Origin of the sequence: Blautia sp. HCP3S3_B11 (assembly GCF_052064435.1) — a bacterium.
GTDB lineage: Bacteria > Bacillota > Clostridia > Lachnospirales > Lachnospiraceae > Blautia_A.
In genome coordinates this window covers 16421-39479 of record NZ_JBQHVP010000017.1, presented here as the reverse complement: position 1 = coordinate 39479, position 23059 = coordinate 16421, and the positions used below count along the sequence as shown (strand labels likewise).

At 43.4% G+C, this 23059-nt stretch carries 20 protein-coding genes; 16 read left to right on the top strand and 4 right to left on the bottom strand.

The features are described from left to right. Positions 1-202 precede the first annotated feature (202 nt). On the bottom strand, positions 203-775 hold the full coding sequence (locus tag ACTNC0_RS13760; protein WP_441087815.1) for a hypothetical protein: 573 nt from the start codon (positions 773-775) through the stop codon (positions 203-205). Continuing rightward, complete coding sequence (locus ACTNC0_RS13755; RefSeq protein WP_441087814.1) at positions 766-2061, bottom strand: ATP-binding protein; 1296 nt, start codon at positions 2059-2061, stop codon at positions 766-768. The genes ACTNC0_RS13760 and ACTNC0_RS13755 overlap by 10 nt, the downstream gene beginning before the upstream one ends. A gap of 264 nt (positions 2062-2325) precedes the next feature. Between ACTNC0_RS13755 and ACTNC0_RS13750 the strand changes: the two genes are divergently transcribed. From ACTNC0_RS13750 to ACTNC0_RS13740, 3 genes are read left to right on the top strand one after another with little or no spacing between them, the layout of a single operon-like run. Further along, positions 2326-3831 carry a recombinase family protein gene (locus tag ACTNC0_RS13750; RefSeq protein ID WP_441087813.1) on the top strand — a complete coding sequence of 502 codons (1506 nt, stop codon included), beginning with the start codon at positions 2326-2328 and terminating at the stop codon, positions 3829-3831. A 53-nt stretch (positions 3832-3884) separates the two neighbouring features. After that, positions 3885-4592, top strand: a complete 708-nt coding sequence (locus ACTNC0_RS13745) for a nucleoside recognition protein (protein WP_441087812.1) — start codon at positions 3885-3887, stop codon at positions 4590-4592. Then, positions 4589-5116: a spore maturation protein gene (locus tag ACTNC0_RS13740; protein ID WP_441087811.1), complete on the top strand. Its 528-nt coding sequence runs from the start codon at positions 4589-4591 to the stop codon at positions 5114-5116. The genes ACTNC0_RS13745 and ACTNC0_RS13740 overlap by 4 nt, the downstream gene beginning before the upstream one ends. Before the next feature lie 68 nt (positions 5117-5184). Here the strand turns inward: ACTNC0_RS13740 and ACTNC0_RS13735 are convergent, their stop codons facing one another. Continuing rightward, complete coding sequence (locus tag ACTNC0_RS13735) at positions 5185-5931, bottom strand: lysophospholipid acyltransferase family protein (protein WP_117677226.1); 747 nt, start codon at positions 5929-5931, stop codon at positions 5185-5187. 481 nt (positions 5932-6412) lie between these two features. Between ACTNC0_RS13735 and ACTNC0_RS13730 the strand changes: the two genes are divergently transcribed. The 9 genes from ACTNC0_RS13730 (at position 6413) to ACTNC0_RS13690 (ending at position 15548) form a co-directional block, all read left to right on the top strand. Continuing rightward, a complete protein-coding gene (locus tag ACTNC0_RS13730) occupies positions 6413-6823 on the top strand; it encodes a protease complex subunit PrcB family protein (RefSeq protein WP_178761076.1) in 411 nt (136 codons plus the stop codon). Positions 6824-7013: 190 nt separating this feature from the next. Beyond that, the gene (locus tag ACTNC0_RS13725; RefSeq protein ID WP_441087809.1) at positions 7014-8570 is read left to right on the top strand and encodes a DUF3794 and LysM peptidoglycan-binding domain-containing protein; all 1557 of its coding nucleotides are present in this window, start codon (positions 7014-7016) and stop codon (positions 8568-8570) included. 228 nt (positions 8571-8798) lie between these two features. Further along, positions 8799-9671 (top strand): 4-(cytidine 5'-diphospho)-2-C-methyl-D-erythritol kinase, encoded by an 873-nt coding sequence (gene ispE, locus ACTNC0_RS13720; RefSeq protein ID WP_441087808.1) that lies wholly within the window; start codon positions 8799-8801, stop codon positions 9669-9671. Then, complete coding sequence (locus ACTNC0_RS13715) at positions 9668-10387, top strand: GntR family transcriptional regulator (RefSeq protein WP_117677223.1); 720 nt, start codon at positions 9668-9670, stop codon at positions 10385-10387. The genes ispE and ACTNC0_RS13715 overlap by 4 nt, the downstream gene beginning before the upstream one ends. A gap of 136 nt (positions 10388-10523) precedes the next feature. Beyond that, on the top strand, positions 10524-12026 hold the full coding sequence (locus ACTNC0_RS13710) for a spore germination protein (RefSeq protein ID WP_441087806.1): 1503 nt from the start codon (positions 10524-10526) through the stop codon (positions 12024-12026). Then, a complete protein-coding gene (locus tag ACTNC0_RS13705; protein WP_441087805.1) occupies positions 12023-13711 on the top strand; it encodes a GerAB/ArcD/ProY family transporter in 1689 nt (562 codons plus the stop codon). The genes ACTNC0_RS13710 and ACTNC0_RS13705 overlap by 4 nt, the downstream gene beginning before the upstream one ends. Positions 13712-13748: 37 nt before the next feature. Further along, positions 13749-14018 carry a hypothetical protein gene (locus ACTNC0_RS13700; protein WP_441087804.1) on the top strand — a complete coding sequence of 90 codons (270 nt, stop codon included), beginning with the start codon at positions 13749-13751 and terminating at the stop codon, positions 14016-14018. A 116-nt stretch (positions 14019-14134) separates the two neighbouring features. Continuing rightward, on the top strand, positions 14135-14956 hold the full coding sequence (murI, locus tag ACTNC0_RS13695; RefSeq protein WP_441087803.1) for a glutamate racemase: 822 nt from the start codon (positions 14135-14137) through the stop codon (positions 14954-14956). Between the two features lie 145 nt (positions 14957-15101). Further along, positions 15102-15548, top strand: coding sequence for a DUF1934 domain-containing protein (locus tag ACTNC0_RS13690; protein ID WP_178761071.1), 447 nt, complete (start codon positions 15102-15104; stop codon positions 15546-15548). 230 nt (positions 15549-15778) lie between these two features. Here ACTNC0_RS13690 and ACTNC0_RS13685 read toward each other — a convergent pair whose 3' ends face one another. After that, positions 15779-16234 carry a hypothetical protein gene (locus ACTNC0_RS13685; protein ID WP_441087802.1) on the bottom strand — a complete coding sequence of 152 codons (456 nt, stop codon included), beginning with the start codon at positions 16232-16234 and terminating at the stop codon, positions 15779-15781. A gap of 332 nt (positions 16235-16566) precedes the next feature. On the opposite strand from ACTNC0_RS13685, the gene ACTNC0_RS13680 reads away from it, so the two are divergent. From ACTNC0_RS13680 to ACTNC0_RS13665, 4 genes are all read left to right on the top strand, one after another. Beyond that, positions 16567-18372, top strand: coding sequence for a polysaccharide deacetylase family protein (locus tag ACTNC0_RS13680; RefSeq protein WP_441087801.1), 1806 nt, complete (start codon positions 16567-16569; stop codon positions 18370-18372). A 69-nt stretch (positions 18373-18441) separates the two neighbouring features. Then, the gene (locus tag ACTNC0_RS13675) at positions 18442-19875 is read left to right on the top strand and encodes a polysaccharide deacetylase family protein (protein WP_441087800.1); all 1434 of its coding nucleotides are present in this window, start codon (positions 18442-18444) and stop codon (positions 19873-19875) included. A gap of 19 nt (positions 19876-19894) precedes the next feature. Then, the gene (tig, locus tag ACTNC0_RS13670; RefSeq protein WP_441087799.1) at positions 19895-21208 is read left to right on the top strand and encodes a trigger factor; all 1314 of its coding nucleotides are present in this window, start codon (positions 19895-19897) and stop codon (positions 21206-21208) included. A gap of 172 nt (positions 21209-21380) precedes the next feature. Next, complete coding sequence (locus tag ACTNC0_RS13665; protein WP_441087798.1) at positions 21381-22718, top strand: polysaccharide deacetylase family protein; 1338 nt, start codon at positions 21381-21383, stop codon at positions 22716-22718. Positions 22719-23059 lie beyond the last annotated feature (341 nt).

Here is a 23059-nt window from a genome sequence, read left to right as displayed (position 1 = left end):
CATCTGTTTTGTAATTATATTTTAGCAGAGCAGTGGTTCATTTACCAGAGAAATTTTTCGACAGATACCGGAAAAAAGTGACAGGTGGGAACAGAGTTCTTTCCGGGTGACGGATATCATTATTATCCATGACAGAGAAGAACCCCGGCCATATCGACCGGGGTTCCCTCTTTTTAGGAATCTGTATTTTTACCCAAACGGATTATTTTACAGTTACTTTCTTAACGTTTGACCACTGGCTGAATACTTTCTTGCCGTCTTCAGAAGTTCTGTTGAATGCGTGGAGACCTGCATAGTAGGTTCCTTTCTTCACATTCTTGAATGTTGCAGTTACAACATTGCCTTTAATGTTCTTCTTAACCAGCTTGCCGTATTCTACCGGACGGTATTCGCCGTTTACTTTCTTAGCTGCGGAGCCGAGAACTACGTCATAGCCGTCAGCGTTTGCTGCTTTTGTATAAGTTACGGTTACAGTATTGCCTTTTGCTTTTACGCTTGTGATCACTGGCTGTGAAGGTGTGATTGCAGATACAACAAATGGATATGCGTTGGACCAGTCACTAAATACCTTCTTGCCGTCAGCACCGCGTTTCCAAGCGTGGCAGTATGCATAGTAAGTATCCTGCTGAACGTAGGTGAAGTCTGTGGTAGTCTTAACCTGGTTCTTGTTTACTGCAGCGTAGTCTTTGTTTGTGATTATAGGATACAGTGTAGTTTGTACACAGATTACCCAGGCAGCGCATGAATAGCTGCCTGGTGCGGAAGTTAGATACAAAAAGCCGCATACACCGGTACAATCTGGTAGTGTTCTTTGCTTTTGAAGTCTTCTGTGGAGAGAAGATACATTTGTTTAAGCTGCTCCAGAGGACATGAAGAGTCTGTCTGGTGTCTGCTATTGTATAACCGCATAAGATTCCTGCATTTCTGATGCGGGGTAATGCGGTAGTCTGCAGCTATAAAGTGATTATTTTTGGACAGTAAAAATGGAACTTCTGCCTGGTTGCCGCTGGACCAGTAGGAGAGTGTGTAACCGTTCTGGATAAACTGCTGTGCGAGGAAGGTTTCTGTGCAGGCAGTGTTTGCGATGCTTTCTTCGCCGGTGAGGAGCTGATAAGCAGGGATTTTGAGCATGCGTGTGCAGAGTCCTGTGTCTATAGGATACAGATGCAGATTAATTTGTTGTCTGGCAGCATTTTTGCCATCCTGATTATCATGGCATGGCAGCACAAGTCCGTTCTGGATGAGCCACTGCAATGGTTCCTGGTAGGTTTTGGCGGTGGCGCCTTTGGCGATGCGTGTATATTGAAATTTGCGGCTGGTTCTTCCGAGTTGCGATGGGATGGACAGCCAGCTGTTGCGGCAGTATCGTGCAGTTCCTTTGGGAGCGAGCGTACTAATATCATTGAGAAACAGATCGAGAAGCTTTTGCTGGGTATCGGGTACCATCAGAAGCTTCTTTTCTTTTTTGTATTCCATAATAGCAGCAGGCATTCCGCCGATGATCTGGTAGAGACGAAATTGCGAGAGGGCTTTTTGGTGAAGGTCTTTTCCCATAGGTGTAAAACTGGTGAAATGGGAGCGGATCTCACGGGCGAGAGCAAACTCGGCATTTGCCCAGAGAAATTCTTCGAAATCCAGAGGATAAAGTGTGAGGATGTCGAAGTCGTGGTGTGAGTAGAGGCCAGAGTTTCCCACAATTCTGGTAACAGCAGCGATGTGATATTGTGGAAAGTCTGCAGCGATCGCAGAGAGGAGTGTGGAAATCTTAAGGGTGCATTGGATGTTGTCGAGGATCAGCAGGGAGGAGGAAGGTCGCAGGGGTTTGTCTGCGTAGGTTTCCAGAAAGAGAAGCGCCTCCTGTGGGTCATGGGGAGTTGAGAGGTAGTTGGCAGCAGGCTGGTCTGTTTCGAGATTGATGTAGAGAATGTTGTCGTATTGTTTGGATGCAAAGTCCATAAGCAGCCAGGTTTTGCCTGTCTGGCGGAGCCCCTGCAGAATTAAAGGCTTTCGTGTTGGGGATTTTTTCCAGTGAATCAAAGAGTCAGTACATTTTCTTCTCATAAAAAACCTCCTTTTTTTACTGAAATTGCGGAGCAGTTATTCGATGTAAAGTTACGTTAGCGAATAATCCAAAGATAAGGATTCTAACTCGCAGGGATATAGGGCTGATTCTTATTTTATATAGTTATGTTTGAATTATAAATGGAAATCCCATAAAAATCCATACATAAATATCGAAAAATGTCGATTTACACACTTTTAAATATTTGTTATCGTAATTATGTCGACAATATAACGGTTATGATAATGTATAGGAGGATTTCTATGAAGAGAATTAACGCAATCTATGCAAGGCAGTCAGTGGACAGAGCGGACAGTATTTCTATTGAGAGTCAGATTGAATTCTGTAAGTATGAATTAAAGGGCGGCGCTTTTAAAGAATACAAGGATAAGGGATATAGCGGGAAGAATACAGTCAGGCCTCAGTTGCAGCAGCTTTTGACGGATATCCGACGTGGGGAAGTGGAGAAGGTGATCGTTTATAAACTGGACAGGATCAGCCGTTCTATTCTTGATTTTTCAAATATGATGGAGCTGTTTCAGCAGTATCAGGTGGAGTTTGTCTCCTCAACAGAGAGGTTTGACACTTCCACACCGATGGGGCGTGCAATGCTTAATATCTGTATTGTGTTTGCACAGCTTGAGCGTGAGACGATACAGAAGCGTGTCAGCGATGCTTATTATTCCAGAATTCAGAAGGGGTTTCGCATGGGTGGAAAGCCTCCTTATGGGTATCGCCTTGAGGAGGTTATGATGGAGGGAATCCATACGAAGAAGTTGGTGGAGGAGCCACAGGAGGCGGCAATCGTGCGGGAAATCTTTGAGATGTATGAGAAACCTTATACTTCTTATGGGGATATTACCAGATATTATGCGGAAAAAGGGGTGCAGTTTTATGGGAAAGAGCTTATACGCCCAATGCTCGCGCAGCTTCTGAGAAATCCTGTCTATGTTCGCGCGGATATGGATGTATATCGCTTTTTTAAGAGCCAGGGTACAAATATTGTGAGCAGACAGGAGCAGTTTGACGGGATTCATGGATGTTATCTGTATCAAGGAAGGGACGCAGCGGCAGATAAGCTGCAGAATCTAAAAGGGCATATGCTTGTGGTTGCTCCGCATGAGGGACTGGTATCATCGGAACAATGGCTGAATTGCAGGATCAAACTCTTTGGAAATAAGACGATTCAGGCAAACAGAAAGGCTGTGAATACCTGGCTTGCCGGGAAGGTAAAATGTGGCCATTGTGGTTATGCTCTTATGAGTATAAAAATACAGTCCGGTAAACAGTACTTAAGATGTACGAAACGGTTAAATAATAAGGCTTGTCCGGGATGTGGCAAAATTTATACAGAAGAAGTGGAGAATTATGTATATGGAGAAATGGTGCGCAAGCTGCGTGATGCGCAGACTCCGGTGGGATACACGAAGCTTAATGAAAATCCGCAGGTGAAGCAGATCTATCGGGAAATTGAAGAGATTGAGGAGGATATCTCTGTGCTTGTAGATTCCCTGATCGGCGCGGGAGAAACCCTTACGAATTATATTAATCAAAGAGTAGAACAGCTTGATCAGGCGCGTCAGTTAAAGGTAAAGGAGATGAAAACTCTTGCGGAGAATCATGCGACACCTGAACAGATGGAAAAAGTAGTGTCCAATATAAGTCTCTGGGATGATATCGGATTTGATGAAAAACGATTTACAGTTGATAAGATGATTACATTGTTAAAGGTACTTCCGGGTTCAATTCAGATACAATGGAAGTTCTGATAAATGGAATTGGGGAATATCTTTTAGAGATATTGCAGTAGCTGAGGGATGGAATGACTTATTTATGGAGTGGAATGATCCTGATAGGAATCATATATGGAGCTCTGACCGGAAACTTTAAGGCGGTGACAGAGGCGGCTGTGTCTTCGGGAAAGGATGCGGTGACTTTATGTATTTCTATGGCCGGAATCGTAGCGATGTGGTCGGGACTGATGAAGATTGCACAGGAATCCGGGATGGTGGAGAAGCTTTCCGGGAAAATGCGTCCGGTAATAAGGTTTTTGTTTCCGAGGCTGCCTCTGGAATCGGATGCCTGTAAATATATTTCGCTGAATTTCTTATCAAATATCCTTGGACTTGGCTGGGCAGCTACGCCTGCGGGACTGAAGGCAATGGAGTGTCTTGCTGATCTGGAAGAGGAGAGGATTTCAGTACGGCATGAGAAGTATCCAAAGAGTGCTTCTAAGAATGTTTCTCCGAATGTCTCCCAGACTGCCTCTAAGCCTGCTTCTCCGAATGTTTCCCGAAATGCTTCCATAATGAATCGTTCGCGTGTAGCCAGCAAAGAGATGTGTACATTTCTTATCATAAATATTTCGTCATTGCAGCTGATTCCCGTAAATATGATCGCGTATCGTGCACAGTATGGAAGCATAAACCCGGCGGCGGTGGTGGGACCGGGAATTGTGGCTACTGCGGTAAGTACTGCGACAGCGGTGATTTTCTGCCGGATTATGAACCGCAGAGGGAGGGGGAGATGAAGCTTCTTTCTTTTCTGTCGGATATGATGATTCCGGTTTTTATGCTCTATATTATTCTGTGGGGCTTATTTGCGAAAAGGGATGTTTATAATGATTTTCTGGATGGAGCGAAAGACGGGTTAAAAACGGTAGCAGGCATCTGTCCGGCACTGATAGGTTTGCTGACAGGAGTTGGGATTCTCAGAGGTTCGGGATTTTTGGACTTTGTGGGAAATGTGTTGGGAAAGTTAACGCCAGGTTTTGGAATTCCTTCAGAAATTTTGCCACTGACTATTGTGAGGATGTTTTCTTCCAGTGCAGCGCTTGGGTTGTTGCTGGATATTTTTAAACAGTATGGGACAGATTCGAGAGCTGGGTTTATGGGAGCGGTGATCTTGAGTTCGACGGAGAGTCTGTTTTACTGTATGAGTGTGTATTTCGCAGCTGTGAAGATTGAAAAGACAAGATATACGCTGCCGGGAGCGCTTCTGGCGACATTGACCGGGACGGTAACGGCAATCGTATTGACTGGAATGTATATTTGAATGAAAAAAGCCTTATCATACATAAATTGAATGGTAAGGCTTTTAGAATTTGCAAATATCTGGCTGAATCAATTCTGGGTAAGAGGTTTATTCTTTACCAGCATCTCATGAATAATATTCTGCGTGTATTCTCCGATATGCTTTTTATCTTCTTTGCTCAGCTCATCCGGGTAGATTGGCTTGCCGTATTCTACCACAACTTTTGCAGGTTTTATTTTCGGGAAGTGGGCTTCGAAGATATCGGCGGAATTGCTGATTGCGATCGGAATGACCGGGCATTTTGTTTTTGTAGCGATCTTGAAGCTTCCTTCATGGAATGGGAGCATATCGAGCTCGTCCTGGTTTCTATTTCTGGTTCCTTCCGGGAAGATACAGATGGAAATTCCGGATTTTACTTTATCGACTGCTGTCAGGATGGTTTTCAGACCTTGTTTGATGTCTTTTCTGTCAAGGAAAAGGCAGTGAAGGTAATGCATCCATGTGGACAGGAGCGGGATTTTTTCCATTTCTTTTTTGGCGATGTAGCCTGTGCGGATCGGGCAGCGGGAATAGGTAAGAAGAATGTCAAAGTAGCTTCTGTGGTTGCCGATATAAAGCACTGGCGTATCTTTTGGCACATTTTCTTCTCCAATCACTGTGACTTTGGCGCCGGTAATCCAGAGGATGAAGCGAAATACTGCCTGGATGATTCGGAGAGAGCTGACATCCTTTGTCATAGGAGAAAATTTGCCTATGATCCATTCGACCAGAAGAATAGGAATGGACAGGATCAGATATCCGATCACCACGATACAGACGAGAATAAATCGTATCATTATTTAATTCCTTTCCGGGCATAAAAATGCTCATGTAATGTGACTGTATGTAATCATTCAGCAATCTGCTATCCTGTAAGATTGTTCAAGAAATTAACTTGTTGGTACACCAGGCGTTGAATGATTACGGTGTTCCTTCTATTATAAAGAATTATGGGATATCCTGCAAGAAATAAAAACATAAATTCACGCTGTATGGCTAAGTATTGTTACTGTTCACTGGTAATATCCCGCGAGGTGTTTTTTGTGAGCGAAGGTCACAGAAAACCCGAGACATACCGCGCGAATTTATGCGATTAGCATAAATTCTGTGCATCGCGAAGCGTGTTGCTGGGAACGGAGTGAACAGTAACTAAGTATTTGTTACTGTGAAAAGAGTAAATCAGTAATATGCATTTCAGGAGAATCACGTATGAACAATAGTAATAACCATCCGGATTAAAACATAAAATAGCTAGTAAAGAATGAACATGGGTGCATTATGGGCAAAAAGGCTGCAGGGCTGGTCTGTATATTTCTGCTGATGGTCATATTAACGGGCTGTCAGCTGATCAGAATTGAAGAAGGAGAACGGACACCTCTGAAATATACGATCGTAAAGCAGGAAGAGATCCCGGCGGAGGCTGTGGAGCTGATGGAACAGAAGAAGGAGAAAACATTTCAGATGACATACCAGGTAGGAGATGTACGGTATCTGATGAAAGGATATGGGGAACAGCTTACGGGAGGTTACAGCATTCAGGTGGAGGAGGTTTCTGAATCGGAGAATGCGGTGTTCTGCAAAACGAGGCTGATTGGCCCGGCGGAGGAGAAAGCAGGAAGTGAGCCGTCTTATCCATGTATTGTTCTGAAGATAGCAGAAACAAAGAAGCCTGTGGAGTTTTCCGGGTAAGGACATAAGATGTTATCGGGAGCAGAGCAGGTAATAGTGATAGGTTATTAGGCTATTATTTGGTTCAGAACTATATAGTTGATTGAATCCTGAGTATCTAATTTGAGGGTACAGTGTGCCGGTGGCATACGTTTTGCGTTGGTCAGAGTAAAGGTGAAAAGGTATCATATCAGGAAAGGAATGAAGAAGATTGGAATTAAAAAAAGAGAGTATCCAAATGCTGCGTATCAAGAATAAAGCAACAAGTCAGGTGACTTTTGACGAAGACTATAATGTACCGGATGTGAAACCGGATATCGGCAGGATGGTACAGAGTAAAGCAGAAGTCTCTATGGATGAAGTCCGTCTGAGCGAGGGGAGAGCCCTGCTTAAAGGAACACTGAATGTGGATTTGCTTTACGTCGGGGAAAAAGAGGGAAAAATATACAGTCTTTCAGCGAAGCTTCCGATGGATGAGGTCATCAACCTGGAGGGAATCGAAGGGGGAGATAAGCTGTGCCTGAACTGGGAGATTGAGGATCTCAGTGTTCATGTGATTCATTCCAGAAAATTAAATATCAAGGCAATCGTAACGTTTTATGCGGTGGTGGATGAGCTGGCAGAGGTTAAACTTCCTGCTGCTCTGGATGATGCGGAGATTTCTGTAAAGAAAAAGACAATTCCGCTTATGAATCTGTGCGTACATAAAAAGGACACTCTGCGTATCAAAGATGATATTACCCTTGCATCAAACCGGCCAAATGTGGAGAATCTTTTGTGGTATACCATCGAACCTCGAAATCTTGATATCCGTCCGGAAGAAAATAAGCTCCGGGTAAAAGGAGAGCTGGCAGTTTTTGTTCTATATACAGGTTCGGAGGAAGAAGATCCGCCGCAGTGGCTGGAGTATATTATGCCATTTAATAATGAGGCAGAATGTACCGGCTGTCTGGAGGAACTGATTCCGCATATTGAGGTATCGCTGATTCATCAGGGAATGGAAGTGAAACCCGATCCGGATGGGGAAGAGCGCATTTTGCAGGTGGACGCAGTTCTGGAGTTAAACATGAGGATGTACAAAGAGGAAGAACATGAGTTGCTTCTGGATGCATATAGCCCTGTAAAGGAGTGTGTTCTGCATAGAAAAAATGAGATGCTGGAGAGTCTTCTGGTACGCAATTTTTCCAAATGCAGGCTGACGGACAGAATAGAAGTGAAAGAGAATCAGGGAAAAGTTCTACAACTTTGTCACAGCAGTGGCAAGGTAAAGGTGGATAAGACCAGAATAACGGACAAAGGAATTGTGGCAGAGGGAATTGTGGCTCTTAAGATTCTGTATATTATAGGAAATGATGAGATGCCATTTTATTCCATGGATGCTATGCTGCCGTTTACGCATCTGGTCGAAGCGAAAGATATCGGGCAGGACTGTACGTATTTTCTGCAGGCGGATCTGGAGCAACTTTCCACTGCAATGGCGGATGGAGCTGAGATTGAAGTTAAGGCGGCAGTGGGATTGAATGTGCTGGTGTTCAGACAATGGGAAGAACAGATTATTGAATCGGTGGAGGAACAGCCGCTTGACCGCAAAAAGATTGAAAGTATGCCTGGAATTACGGTTTATATTGTTAAAAATGGGGATACTTTGTGGGACATTGCAAGGAAATTTTACACGACTGTGGATGAGATCTGCAATGTAAACAATCTTGCAGAAAAAGAGGTGAAAGCAGGGCAGCCACTAATCCTGGTAAAGCAGGTGCCGCAATGATTAACAGAGATTATATTTATATGCTGATATTTTGCAATGATATTCCAAAATCCGGGTAAATTCTGTGCATTGCGAAGAGTGTTACCTGGCATGGAGTGAATAGGAATCAATTGAAAAAATGTTCCACAAAAATAAAGAAACATATATTGAAAATAGCTATGAAATGTTTTAAAATATGTACAAAATATTTTATTGTATACAAAGTACAAGAGAAAATCGGAGGGAATTATGCGTTTACGTGCATTTGCAAAGATAAATCTGGGATTGGATATTCTCAGAAAGAGAGAGGATGGTTATCACGAAGTCCGGATGATCATGCAGACAATTCAGATGTATGATGTACTGGAAATGAAGAAAGTGAAGAAACCGGGAATTTCTCTGTCTGTAAATTATCCGTATATTCCCAGCGATGAACGAAATCTGGTGTATAAAGCGGCGAAGCTTCTGATGGATGAATTTCAGGTAAAAGAAGGCGTAGATATCCGTCTTGAGAAATTTATCCCTGTTGCGGCGGGAATGGCTGGCGGAAGTTCAGATGCGGCAGCAGCGATGGTAGGAATGAACCATCTGTTTAAACTGGGGCTTAGTGAGAAAGACCTGATGGATCGTGCAGTGAATATAGGCGCAGACGTTCCTTATTGTATTATGCGTGGAACTGCGCTGGCAGAAGGAATTGGCGAGAAACTTACCAGAATCGCACAGGTTCCGGACTGTTATGTGCTGATCGGCAAGCCGGGAATTGGTGTATCTACAAAGACAGCTTATGAGAGTCTGCAGCTTGATAAGATTCAGTCCCATCCGGATATTGACGGAATGATCAGGGATATTGAGAATGGTAATCTTCTGGCGATGACGGATAAGATGGGAAATGTTTTCGAATCAGGAATCATCGGGAAGTATCCGGTGATTGGTGAGATTAAAGACCTGATGGAAGCGAACGGAGCGCTTAAAGCGATGATGAGTGGGAGCGGTCCGACGGTGTTTGGCATTTTTGATGATCGTGAGAAGATGGAGGCTGCGGCAGCAGTACTCAGACAGAGTAATCTGGCTAAGACTGTTTTTGCGACAGAAGTAACGAAAGTAAGGGAGAGACACAAATGACAAGTGAATTTTCAGTAAACATGAATGAATATCTGCCATTGAGAGATGTGGTTTTTAATACATTGCGTCAGGCAATCCTCAAAGGAGAGCTGAAGCCGGGCGAGAGACTGATGGAGATTGCCCTTGCAGAGAGACTTGGAGTGAGCAGAACTCCGATCAGAGAAGCGATGCGTAAGCTGGAGCAGGAGGGGCTGGTCGTGATGATCCCGAGACGTGGAGCTCAGGTTGCGAACATTACAGAGAAGGATCTGAACGATGTTCTGGAGGTTCGTATTGCCCTTGAAAACGTAGCTATTGAGAAAGCCTGCGCACGTATGTCAGAAGAAGAGATGAGTAGACTCTGGCTTGCTGCCAAGGAGTTTGAGCATACGATCACAGAGGGAAATCTTGTAAAGCTTGCCGAGGCGGATGTTGCGTTTCATGAGATTATTTATCAGGCTTCGGATAATAAGAGACTGATTCAGGTTCTCAACAATATGCGTGAGCAGATTTACCGTTATCGTGTGGAATATCTCAAAGAAGGAGAGACGAGAGATTTGCTTGTGAAAGAGCACGAGGAACTTACCAAGGCAATTAAGGAACGTGACGTCGAACGCGCGAAACAGCTTTCCTTCCAGCATATTGAGAATCAGAGAATGGCTATTCTGCGTTCAATTGAGGCTGAGAATGCAGAACGCGAGCGCTTAGAGAAGGAGAAATCCAGAGGTCGCAGATAGAACAGTGCTGGGATTGTGAATTGCTGCGTATATAATTTTTAATATCGGGAAATTCTAAGAGAGGCGAAAAGCCTCTCTTTTTTTATCAGGCGGAGAATCCTGCAAGCAGGATTCGTATAGAAACGAGGTGATAACTGTGAAAGAACCGGAAATTTCCCGAAAGGTATCTGCAAATCTGCGGGAGAATGAAAAGTATCTGCGAAGCAGACTGGAGAATTGTGCTGATATTCTGATCCGTCCGATGCGACTCGGAGAGAACCATAAAGTAGACTGTCTCATGGTTTATATAGAGGTTGCGGTTTCTAATATGATGCTGGACGATTCTGCCATTGGAAAGATGATCAATCATTTCTGGGAAATTTCTCCCGGACAGATTCAGGAATTTGTTCAGCATAACAGCCTTGGAATCGCAGATGTGAAGAAGCTGGAAGATCTGGACGAGGCCATAGAAGCCATGTTGACCGGAAATGCCGTATTTTTTATAGATGGCTATGACAAAGCAATGAAAATCTCCAGCAAGGGTTATCCGTCTATGGGAGTGATGAAGGCCGAATCAGAGAAAGTTCTCAGAGGTTCCCGGGAGGGATTTTCAGACAGTGTAAAGAGCAACAGCGCATTGGTAAGAAAGAGACTTAGGGATACCAGACTTAAAGTGGAAGAGTATAGGATTGGAGTGCGTTCTCATACCCTGACTCAGGTATTGTATATGGATGACCTGGTACATGAAGAACTTCTGGAAAAGGTAAAAGAAAGGCTGGAGGAGTTTCAGATTGATGGGATTCTGGACAGCGGTATGCTGGAACAGCTGACGGAGGATGTATGGTATTCGCCTTTTCCGCAGTATCAGACAACAGAACGGCCGGACCGCGCTGTGCAGGAAATTCTGAATGGTAAGGTTGTGATTTTATGTGATAATTCACCGGAAGCTTTAATTTTGCCGGGGAATTTCAACAGCTTTATGGAGAGCAGCGAGGACTGGTATCACAGATTTGAAATGGCTTCTTTTCTGAGGATACTGCGATATCTGGCAGTGATTATGGCAACAATCCTGCCGGGACTTTATCTGGCGGTGATTCGTTTTCATACACAGATTCTGCCATCTTCTTTGATTTTGTCTTTTGCTGAGGCGAGGGAGGGTGTCCCTTTTTCAAGCGTAGTGGAACTTATTTTTCTGGAACTGGCTTTTGAACTGATCAGGGAGGCAGGGGTGAGGGTTCCGGGATCGCTTGGAAATGCCATCGGAATCGTGGGCGGCCTGATTATTGGACAGGCAGCAGTAGATGCAAATCTGGTAAGCCCGATCGTTGTAATGATCATGGCTTTGACAGCACTGGGTTCAATGACGGTTCCGAATGAAGAATTTGCAGCGGCATTCCGATTGGTAAAATATGGATTTCTGATTCTGGGAGGATATCTTGGAATTTATGGGCTTGTATTAGGAGTATATCTGCTGGTGAGTCATCTGGCAGGGCTGATGAGTTTCTCGGTTCCGTATCTGGTGCCTTTTATAAAGAAAGAACAGGCGGGCAATGGAGGAGAGGGAATCTTGAGAATTCCTTTGCGGAGAAGAAGCTTAAGACCACTTTTTGCAAGAGAAGAACAGAAAATCCGGTTAAAAAGGAGGGAATCCGGTTCATGAGATTTGCAGAGAATAACAGAATTTCTCACAGACAATTATACAGACAGATGATACTGGCACTTCTTGCACCGTTTATGCTTTGTATTTTTGGAAAAGGTGGAATAAATGGGATCAGCGCTGTGACAGGGACTGTGCTTGCATTGATTTTACTTGGTTTTTATGTGATTTTGCTGATTCGCCTCACGCCTGCTTTTGATGATCTTGTAAAATCTGCGGGAGGTTTTGTTGGGCGGCTGATTGGGATTTTCTTTTTGCTTTATGTATTGCTGGCAGGAGGATATCTGTTGGCACTTTTAAGATATCTGGTTCCTGCGAGTCTTATCACAGGAGTTTCCGGCAGATGGATTGCGTTCTGGGCGATAGTGGCGTGTTCGCTGGGAACTTATAAGGGAATGCAGAGAAGGGGGCGAATGGCGGAAGTTTCCGGAGGCCTGCTTCTGGGGGGAATTGTGATTATGCTGGCACTTTGCGTACCTCAGGCGAAGGCAGAGTATTTTATGGAAGCACTGCAGTGGAATGAGGTTACAGGGAAGAATATCCGGCAGTCTTTTTACGGGATATTATGTGCATTTTCGGCGGTTGCATTGTTGCCATTTCTGATGGGAGATGTGGAGAAATATGGAAGTGCAGGGAAGACTGCAGAGGGTGCGATCCTGACACTGGGAGTGCTTCTTATAGGAATGGAACTTCTGCTTCCGGCAGTGCTGGGATATGACAGGATAAAAGCGGAAAGTTATCCGGTTTTACCGTTATTGGACGGCGCTGATCTTCCCGGAAATGTGTTGGCGCGTTTTGATATTATATGGATGGGATTTTTGTTATACAGCCTGCTTTTTGCAATAGGAAGTTTGCTGCATTATGGACATCAGATTATCCGAAAAGCACACCTTGGTACGGGGCGGTTATGGATGCCGGCGATGATATTTCTGATATCACTTCTGGAAGAGAATGGAAATGGAATCTTAAATTATTTTGGGTGGATTCTGGCATATGTTTTTGTTCCGGGAATTTTAATCTGCCAGGTTTATCTGTTTTTCAGAGGAAAGGAGAGACATAAGAATCACAGGAAGAAAGCGCCTGCTGTGGTTGCCGGAATTCTGGCGCTCAGCTTTTTCCTGGGAGGATGTGGTGTGGCTGTGGAGCCAGAAAAGAGAATATATCCGATGGCGCTTGGCGTGGACGCTTCGCCGGAGGGAATTCTTCTGTCTTATGGGATGCCGGATATGTCGGAGAGTACCGGACAGGGGAAAGAAGAGGAAGATGGCGGGGCAAGACTTCTGCAGATCAGTGGTTCTGATTTTACGCAGATTGAGCAGGCATATGACCGTTCGCAGGAGAAACTTCTGGATATGGGACATCTGCAGGTGCTGGTCATTGGACAGACACTTGTAGAAGATGGACGTTGGAGAATGGTCCTCGATTATCTGAAACAGGAGGCTTTTGTCGGGGAGGATCTTTATGTATTTGAAGCGGAAAATGCGGCAGAGATTCTGAACTGGCAGGGGGAGGATAATTCGTCGGTGGGAGAATATATTTCAGGGCTGCTTGAGAACAGAATGTCTGGGGAAAATACAGAGATGGTGACTCTCAGGGAGCTTTTTTATGAAAAGTATAAAGAAGATAAGCTAAAGGAATTGCCCTATGTGAATATCAGGAATGGAAGTATAAATCTTCAGAATGTGTAAATAATTTCAATAACAGAATTAACAGGAGGTTTATGCAATGATAAAAAGAAAAACAGGTATAGCAGGAAAGATAGCAAAGAAATTGACCATTACGATTATAGGAGGACTTGCAGGTGCGATTCTGGCGGGAACGATACCGCAGCAAGTACAAAATTTCGCACAAAAACGACAGGAACAGACAGCAGTTACCGCATGGTGGGGAACGCTCTATCCAAAATTCTGTTTCTCTCAGATCCCTGAGGAAAATAAAGACCAGAAAGATGACATAAAGATATCCTTCTGGCTTGCGCGGGCTCTTGATTGGTGATAGAATAATGGGACAATCATTATGAAAGATAATGAACAATCGTAACAATTCAGCAGTCTGCTATTCCGCGAGGTACTGAACAGTTACGAACAATCAATAGAGATGGAGAGAAATTAATGAATATAGACAGAGAGGCACCGATTGGAGTATTTGATTCCGGTGTGGGAGGACTGACCGTTGCGCGTGAGATCATGCGCAATCTTCCTTCAGAGAAAATCGTATATTTTGGTGATACGGCGAGAGTGCCTTATGGAAGTAAATCGAAAGAGACAATTATCCGGTACTCCCGGCAGATCATCCGTTTTCTGCAGGAACAGCAGGTCAAGGCAATCGTCATTGCCTGTAACACGGCAAGTGCATTTGCACTGGATGCAGTAAGAGATGAATTTGATATTCCGATCATTGGTGTAATAGAACCAGGAGCTGAGGTTGCAGCAGCCCATACTAAGAATAAAAGGGTTGGAATTATTGGTACTGTAGGAACAGTAGGAAGTGGTATACATGCAGAATACCTTAAGAAACTGGATCCAACGATCACAGTCTTTGCAAAAGCATGCCCCCTTTTTGTACCGCTGGTTGAGGAAGGATGGCTACATGATCCTGTGACAGATGAGGTTGCTGCCAGATATCTGAAGGAGCTGCAGGATAAAGAGGTAGATACACTTATCCTGGGATGTACGCATTATCCACTGCTTCGATCTACGATCAGAAAGATCATGGGAGAGGATGTGTGTCTGGTGAATCCGGCTTATGAGACTGCGCTTGAGCTGCGCAGATTGCTGGATGAGAAAGGACTTTCCAGCGAAGGTACAGAGAAGAATGAGTTTCCGTACCGCTTCTATGTAAGTGACCTGGCGGATGAGTTTAAGGCATTTGCCAATTCGATTCTGCCGTATGATGTGGAGATGACCAAGAAAATAGACATAGAAAAGTATTGATATATTATAGCTGCAAAAGAGAAGACAGTGTGATTGATTATATGAACTGTCAGGTACTGAATTATAGTGATTCTTAAAAATATTGTAGCAGCTGGAATGATACATAAAAACAAAGCTATAGAAGAATATCAGGAGTATGAGAGAAATGGATAAAGAAGTACTGATTCACGTAAGGGGACTTCAGACAATAGATGCAGATGGCGATCAGGAACCGGTCGAGATTGTTGTACCTGGACAGTATTATTTCCGGAATGGAAGTCATTATCTGCGTTATGAAGAGATTCTGGAGGATTTCGCAGAACCTACGATTAATTACATAAAAATATCACCTAAGGGCATGGAAGTCCGCAAAAAAGGTGTGGTTAATGTTCACATGGTTTTTGAACAGGGCAAGAAGAATATGACTTACTATACGACTCCTTATGGAACGATCGAGATGGGAATTGCTGCAACGAATATGAATCTGGAGGAAAATGACGGCAGCCTTGATATGAAGGTTGACTATGCATTGGATATGAATCAGGAGCATGTGGCAGACTGCTATCTTGCGATTAAGGCACAGCCGAAGGATTGTAAGGATTTCACGATTTAACCGAATCAAGTAAGTCCCCTGCTTCAATTGCGAAGAGCAATAAGCAGTGAGAGGGGACTTGAATGGAACCTATAAATAGAAGAACTTACAGATAGGTGTAAAACGATTAGAATTAAATAAAAGACCGATGATCTTATATGGGGATATGCTGCCTGCGAAGCAGGAGACATATCAAAGATCATCGGCCTTTTTCATACAGTAAATATTCACCTGACTGATTTAACTGGTGATTATTTAGCAGCTTTATCTTTCTTAAATCTTGCGAAGAAACCTTTCTTCTTAGGAGCCGGTGCTTCCAGAGAACCACGGATTCCTTTCACGCCTACGATATAAAGACCGCTTACTTCGGCTTTGATTTCTTTCTTAACCGGAATCAGATCGAAGACTTTCTCATCTGCGATCATGATAGCAATCCTTGGTCCGACTTTGGCTTTAACGATCGGAAGTTTGGAACGGCGCATAAGCTTAGGTGTCTGTTCAATTACCATCTGAGGAAGTCCGGATTCTTTTAACGGCATCCTCTTTTTATCGATAACCAGCATGGAAACGGTTTGTTTTGTTGCTTCAATCTGAGCCTGCTGTTCTTCCTGTTTCTTCTGAGCTTTTTTGCCGAAGAAATATAAACCGATCAGTGCAGCGATCAGGATAACAAGAATGACCAGAAGGACTATTGTTACTGTACTCATTTGCATCCTCCTAATATGTGTGTTTTCACAGGGACTGTTACAGATAGACAGCCCATTGCATAAAAATTATTTTATCATTAAACAGGACAAAACGCAATTATTAAAAAAGAATTCTTGGGATTTTGGCAGGTGTATATAAAAACATTTTGCGAGAAAGCGTAGTGCGAATAGCAACTGGAAATTTGTATTATTATACGTTATAATTGTAGTAAAAACATTTTTACAGGATGGAAAGCCTGTGTGTGGTTATAATATGGTTATCCAGATAACAATAAAAGTGATACAGTAACCGGTCACCAATTACTTATTCAGAGGATAAAAAGGAGGAAAGTATGAGCAAATTAAAGCCTGACTCTGAAAGTACAGAGGAGAGACTTTCAGATAAGGAAGAAGTAACTAAAAATGAAATGGCTGCAAATACGGCAGATACGAATGCAGTAGACACAAGTATGGCAGATGCCAATACAAATGCAGAAGATACAAATGCAACAGATACAAATGCAGATAGTGCTTTGCAGGAATCAGAAACAGAGAAACAGGCACAGACTTCAGAGACAGAAGTACAGGATAAGTCATCTGAGGAGAAAGAACCTCCGGCTGCAAGTGAGGATGAGGATTTCTTCTATGACGACAATAAAGCATATGAGGCCCGAAGAGCAGCCAGACTGGAACGGCGCAATAAACTTCGCCGCAGAAAAAAGAGAGTGCGTATTGCCGGTGGAATCGTAGTAGTGGCAGCGGCAGCAATCGGAATCGGCGTGGGATTTTACGGGGAAGAATTGCAGACATTTTTCAGCGAGCAGCAGACAAAGATCACTCAGATGGCAAAGTCATTTGGTACAAGGAAAGAAGAGATTGCCCAGACAACCGCAGAAGCAGAAGGAGAAGCGGAAGCTGAAAATACAGCAACACCTGAGGCAGCGCAGGAAGGAGAGAGTCTGAGCAAAGAAGATAAAGCTCTTTACAGACAGGCAAAATATGCGGCAAATCAGTATGACTATGATAAGGCTATTGCTTTGCTTCAGGGCAGTGACACTTATCAGACAAGCGAGAAATTCCAGCATGCGGTCAAGGTTTACCAGAAGAAGAAAGATTCCTGTGTTTCCTGGCCGTTAGATCAGGTGACACATGTTTTCTATCATACACTGATTAAAGATACCAGCAAGGCATTTGACGGGGATTATAAAACAGGGGATTATGACCAGGTTATGACAACGATTGATGAATTTAATCAGATCACGCAGAGTATGTATGATAAGGGATATGTCATGGTCAGCATTTATGATATGGCGACAGCAGATGAGAATGGAAACATGAATATGGGAGAAATTCTGCTTCCGCCAGGTAAAGTGCCGTTTGTCCTTTCACAGGATGATGTATGTTATTATCATTATATGGACGGGGACGGATTTGCCACGAAACTTATTGTGGATGATGAAGGCAAGATTCGTAATGAATATGTAGAAGATGATGGCAGTATTTCTGTAGGAGATTATGATATGGTTCCTCTGATTGACCGTTTCGTGGAAGAACATCCGGATTTCTCATACAGAGGAGCAAAAGGAATTGTAGCGCTTACAGGATACAATGGAATTCTTGGTTATCGTACAGACAGCAGTTATGAAACCCGTCCGGATGATTTGGATGCAGATAAAGTGAAATGGCTTGATGAACATCCGGATTTTGATCTGAATACAGAGAGGGAAGGCGCTGCCAAAGTTGCGCAGGCCATGAAAGATGAAGGATGGCTGTTTGCGAGTCATACCTGGGGCCATCAGAATGTAAGTCAGATAAGTCTGGAGAGATTACAGGCAGATACACAGAAATTTAAAGAGAATGTTGATCCGCTGATTGGTGGAACAGATATTATTATTTTTGCATTTGGTGCAGATCTTACCAGTGTAGAAGATTATTCAGGGGAGAAATTTGAATATCTTAAGAGCCAGGGGTATAATTATTATTGCAATGTGGATTCCGGTCAGTACTTCGTACAGATCCGCAGCAATTATTTCCGCCAGGGAAGGAGAAATCTGGATGGATACAGAATGTACTATAATCCGGAACTTCTTTCGGATCTGTTTGATGCACAGGCAGTGTTTGATTCTTCCAGACCGGTGCCGGTCCCGACTATGGGATGAGAATAATAAAGGGGACGAACAGTGTTCACTGACAGAATAAAGGTGACGCATAATTGAAAGGGGCAGAATATGAGAAAAAAAACAGCATGTGTGATGGCAGCAGTTTTATGCGTATCACTGGGATTTAGCGGGTGCGGAATCCTTCCGTTTGAACAGGATATTCCGTTCCTGAATTCCAAAGCTGGAAGTACAGAAACAGAGAAGGGAACAGTACAGACAGATGGTAGTCAGGATGCTGATACAGAACAGAATACTGATACAACAGAGAATGAGCAGCAGGGTACCAGCCTGAATGAGGGAGAGCAGGCTGAAACACAGGAATCTCCGCTGGAGCAGGCTTCACTTATGGCAACACAGTACAATTATGATGGAGCCATAGAACTTCTAAAAAGTCAGCCGGATTATGATAGTAATACAGATATGCAGAATGCGGTGGCTGATTATGAGAACACGAAAGCTACCTGCACAGAATATCCGCTCGAACAAATCACACATGTGTTTTTCCATACACTGATTAAGGACACCTCGAAAGCTTTTGACGGAGAGTCGGATTCTGACGGATATAATCAGTATATGACAACAATTGATGAATTTAATAAGATCATACAGAATATGTATGATAAAGGTTATGTAATGGTCAGCCCTCATGATATGGCAGTTGTAAATGAAGATGGAACAATGTCCAGAGGCAGTATTATGCTGCCACCGGGAAAGATTCCGTTTGTTTTATCACAGGATGATGTAAGTTACTATCACTATATGGATGGAGATGGGTTTGCGTCAAAACTTGTTGTGGATTCCAATGGTGAAGTTAAGAATGAATATATAGAGGACGACGGAAGTATTTCCACAGGAGACTACGATGTGGTTCCGTTGATCGATACCTTTGTAAAAGAACATCCGGACTTTTCTTATCATGGAAGGAAAGGCATCCTGGCGATGACAGGTTATGATGGCGTTCTTGGCTATCGTACGGACATTGCATATAAAACAGGAAAGAAACTCCAGAATGACCAGAAGAAGTTTCTGGAGGAGAACCCGGATTTTGATTATAAGCAGGAAGTAAAGAATGCAAAGAAGGTAGCGAAGGCTATGAAAGCAGAGGGTTGGGAGTTTGCCAGCCATACCTGGGGACATAAGGATGTTGGAGCTACTTCGCTGGATGATTTAAAGAGAGATGATAAAAAGTGGCAGAAATATGTCGCTCCGATTCTTGGGAAAACAGATATGATCATCTTTGCATTTGGAGCAGATATCGGAAGCTGGGAAGGATATTCTGCTGATAATGAGAAATATGAATTTTATAAGAGTCAGGGATACCGTTATTTCTGTAATGTAGATTCCAGCCAGTATTTCGTACAGATTACAGATGATTATTTCCGTCAGGGAAGAAGAAATCTGGATGGATACAGAATGTACTATAATCCTGAAATGCTCAGTGATCTTTTTGACGTATCAGAGGTATGGGATTCATCAAGACCGACTCCGGTACCGGGAATGTAGAAGGGAGTATTATTTTATTATGAAGAAAAAAATATATCTTGCCATGTTTGCAGCCTGTTTTGCACTGACTGCATCCGCATGTGGTGATGGTGCGGCTGTTATTACAGACAATACAAAAACAGAAAAGTCTGCCGATAATAAAAAAGCAGAAGTGGGAACAACCAGGCTTGTGTCGGTTGAGAATGTAGATAAATATATTACGATTGGAGAATATAAAGGACTGACTCTGGATAATACAGTGGATGCAATCACAGATGATGATGTGCAGGCACAGATTGACCAGGATCTGCAGGATAAAGCAGAACCTGTATCTGACAGCGCCAAAGAAGGTGATCTGGTAACTGTGAATTATGTGGGAACTAAGAATGGACAGACTTTTGATGGCGGGACTGCCAATAATTATGATTTTGTGATTGGTCAGGGGCAGATGTTTGATGAGTTTGAGAATGGCGTAATCGGAATGAAGAAAGGCGAAACAAAGGAAATCAAGATTGATTTTCCGTCAGATTACGCAGATGAAACTCTGGCAGGTCAGGAAGTTGTATATAAAGTCACTGTACAGAATGTGCGCCGCGCAGGTGAACTTACCGATGAGTGGGTAGCAAAGAATACAGATTATACGACTGTGGATGAATATCAGGAAAGCGTTCGCAGCCAGCTGGAGGAAGAAGCGAAGAATTCAGCACAGGAAGTTCTTAAAAATACTGCATGGAGTACAGTACTTGAGAATTCGGAAGTGAAAGAGTATCCGCAGGAGGATGTGGATTCTGCAATTTCTGAGTTTAAGAGCAGTATGGAAGTTTATGCAAAACAAGCGGATATGACCTTAGAGGAATTCATAGACAGCCAGGGGATTTCCCAGGATGATTTTGACGAGCAGTGTCAGCAGTATGCAGAAGGTAAAGTGAAACAGAATCTGATTGTACAGGGAATCATGGATGCGGAAGGGCTGTCACTTGATGATAAAGAGAGCCTTCAGCTGCAGGAGGAACTGGTGGAACAGATGGGTGCCAGTGATATCGCAGAATTGGTTGGAACATACGGGCAGACTTATGTAGACGAATCAATTGGTCTTCTCAGAGTAGAGGATTTTATTATAAAGAATGCAAGCGTCAGTGATAAAGTCGCGAATGGCGATGTGATCGCGGATGATGCAGAAGCAGCTGCAAAAAATTCAGACTCAGACAGTGAACAGGATATGACGGATGCAGAAGATACGGATACTTCAGATGATGTGGAAAGTTCAGATGACAACGATAGCAGCACAGATCAGAGTGGTTCTGATGTTGACGTAAATCTGGAAGAGGAACTGGGGACAGAAGAAGTAGAATAATTGTTACCGGGCACGGAGTGAACAGTAATGAATAATTGGCATTGTATTTGCCGGGTAAATGAGTTATGATTGAAGTTACAAAAAGAATGACAGTAACTTATGAAGCTATTCAGCAGTTGCAGATAAACGTTCTTGGCTAAATTAATGTAAATAGAAACGGGGAAAGGAAACAATGGATAAACGGGTTTTGCGCGAGAGGATGCGCAGAAAAAAACGCCAGATGATGATTCGTCATTATACGAAGATCGGACTTTCCGTGCTTGGTCTGATTCTGGCTATTGTATTTGTGGTGAGAGGAATCATTATTCCAATCGCTCATCATGTAGCCGGAGGCGGAAGCAGTAATCAGACTGTGCAGGCCCAGGCAGATACGGAAGAGGTTCAGACTAATTCTGATGCGGCTGTGAGACAGCCACTGAAGGGTAAATCAGATACGGATAAGATCTCCACGATGACAGCAGGCTGGCATGAAGATACTAACGGAAAGTGGTATCAGAATGCAGATGGTACATATTTTGCAAATGGATTTCAGGATATTAACGGTGTGACATATTCATTTGATGAAAACGGATATATTCAGACTGGATGGGTGACAAAGGGCGTAAAAGATTACTACTTTAATGATGATGGATCTTATGATCCGAGTCAGGTACGGCCGATGCTGGCATTGACCTTTGATGATGGTCCGGGACAGTATACAGATGAGCTTCTGGATTGCCTGGAGGCGAATAATGCACATGCAACATTCTTTATGCTTGGACAGAATGTAAGTGCATATCCGGATGCACCGAAACGTATGCTGGAACTTGGCTGTGAGATCGGAAGTCATTCCTGGGATCATACACAGCTGACTACGATTGACCTTGATTCAGTTGCCAAACAGTTTTCTGATACAGATGATGCACTGACTCAGGCCTGCGGACAGGCATCGACAGTAGCACGTGCACCGTACGGAGATGGAAATACAGATATTTATAATACAGTAAATAAACCATTCTTTATGTGGTCTTTGGATACGGAAGACTGGAAGCTGATGGATGCGGATGCGGATTATAATGCAGTAATGAACGGAGATCTTACAGATGGAACAATTATCCTGATGCATGATATCCATGAGCCGTCCGTACAGGCTGCCATAAGACTGATTCCGGATCTTATTGCAAGAGGATATAAACTTGTGACGGTAAGTGAGATGGCGGAAGCTAAGAATGTAACATTACAGAATGCATGTTATGTTGATTTCTGGCCGAGTACACTCAGCAACGGTGGTGTTCCCGGATATCAGGGCGGAGCAGATGCAGCAGCTTCTACGGATTCCACAGATGGTACAACTGATTCATCAGATTCTTCTGACGGAAACTCAGATTATTCTGATGGAAGTGAGGATGGAAGTACCGATGACAGCAGTTCAGATGGAAGCTATGACGACGGAAGCGGCGATTACAGCGATGATTCTTCGGAAGATTACAGTGACGATTCTGTGGATTACGGAGATGACTCTGAATATTAAAGGACAATAAAAAGAGCAAAGAAATGCGAAAGACAGCGTTTCTTTGCTTTTTGTGTTTTTTACAAAAATAACACAAAAAACGCATGAAAATTGTTAAATATACACATATTTTTGATTGACGTAGCGAACGGGGGTTGGTATAATAAAGCTTATAGAATGACTAAGAGTCAGTTCATAGCCCTGCCGGGCCGGATCGCATTGCGCAGTAAGGAAGATGTTGTCTGGAACGATCCACCGCAGGCTGAGAATCCTGCTTTGCAGGGTTCTTCTTGTGTTATTGTTTATGTTGCAGTGAGCAATAATATTTTCGTATCCGTGAAAAGATAGAAACATGAATATTA

Bases quoted from the DNA above. Each gene is read 5' to 3' on its own strand.
- ACTNC0_RS13755 (WP_441087814.1), bottom strand. From the start codon at position 2,061: ATGAGAAGAAAATGTACTGACTCTTTGATTCACTGGAAAAAATCCCCA.
- ACTNC0_RS13750 (WP_441087813.1), top strand. From the start codon at position 2,326: ATGAAGAGAATTAACGCAATCTATGCAAGGCAGTCAGTGGACAGAGCG.
- ACTNC0_RS13745 (WP_441087812.1), top strand. From the start codon at position 3,885: ATGACTTATTTATGGAGTGGAATGATCCTGATAGGAATCATATATGGA.
- ACTNC0_RS13740 (WP_441087811.1), top strand. From the start codon at position 4,589: ATGAAGCTTCTTTCTTTTCTGTCGGATATGATGATTCCGGTTTTTATG.
- ACTNC0_RS13735 (WP_117677226.1), bottom strand. From the start codon at position 5,931: ATGATACGATTTATTCTCGTCTGTATCGTGGTGATCGGATATCTGATC.
- ACTNC0_RS13730 (WP_178761076.1), top strand. From the start codon at position 6,413: ATGGGCAAAAAGGCTGCAGGGCTGGTCTGTATATTTCTGCTGATGGTC.
- ispE (WP_441087808.1), top strand. From the start codon at position 8,799: ATGCGTTTACGTGCATTTGCAAAGATAAATCTGGGATTGGATATTCTC.
- ACTNC0_RS13715 (WP_117677223.1), top strand. From the start codon at position 9,668: ATGACAAGTGAATTTTCAGTAAACATGAATGAATATCTGCCATTGAGA.
- ACTNC0_RS13705 (WP_441087805.1), top strand. From the start codon at position 12,023: ATGAGATTTGCAGAGAATAACAGAATTTCTCACAGACAATTATACAGA.
- ACTNC0_RS13700 (WP_441087804.1), top strand. From the start codon at position 13,749: ATGATAAAAAGAAAAACAGGTATAGCAGGAAAGATAGCAAAGAAATTG.
- murI (WP_441087803.1), top strand. From the start codon at position 14,135: ATGAATATAGACAGAGAGGCACCGATTGGAGTATTTGATTCCGGTGTG.
- ACTNC0_RS13690 (WP_178761071.1), top strand. From the start codon at position 15,102: ATGGATAAAGAAGTACTGATTCACGTAAGGGGACTTCAGACAATAGAT.
- ACTNC0_RS13685 (WP_441087802.1), bottom strand. From the start codon at position 16,234: ATGAGTACAGTAACAATAGTCCTTCTGGTCATTCTTGTTATCCTGATC.
- ACTNC0_RS13680 (WP_441087801.1), top strand. From the start codon at position 16,567: ATGAGCAAATTAAAGCCTGACTCTGAAAGTACAGAGGAGAGACTTTCA.
- ACTNC0_RS13675 (WP_441087800.1), top strand. From the start codon at position 18,442: ATGAGAAAAAAAACAGCATGTGTGATGGCAGCAGTTTTATGCGTATCA.
- tig (WP_441087799.1), top strand. From the start codon at position 19,895: ATGAAGAAAAAAATATATCTTGCCATGTTTGCAGCCTGTTTTGCACTG.
- ACTNC0_RS13665 (WP_441087798.1), top strand. From the start codon at position 21,381: ATGGATAAACGGGTTTTGCGCGAGAGGATGCGCAGAAAAAAACGCCAG.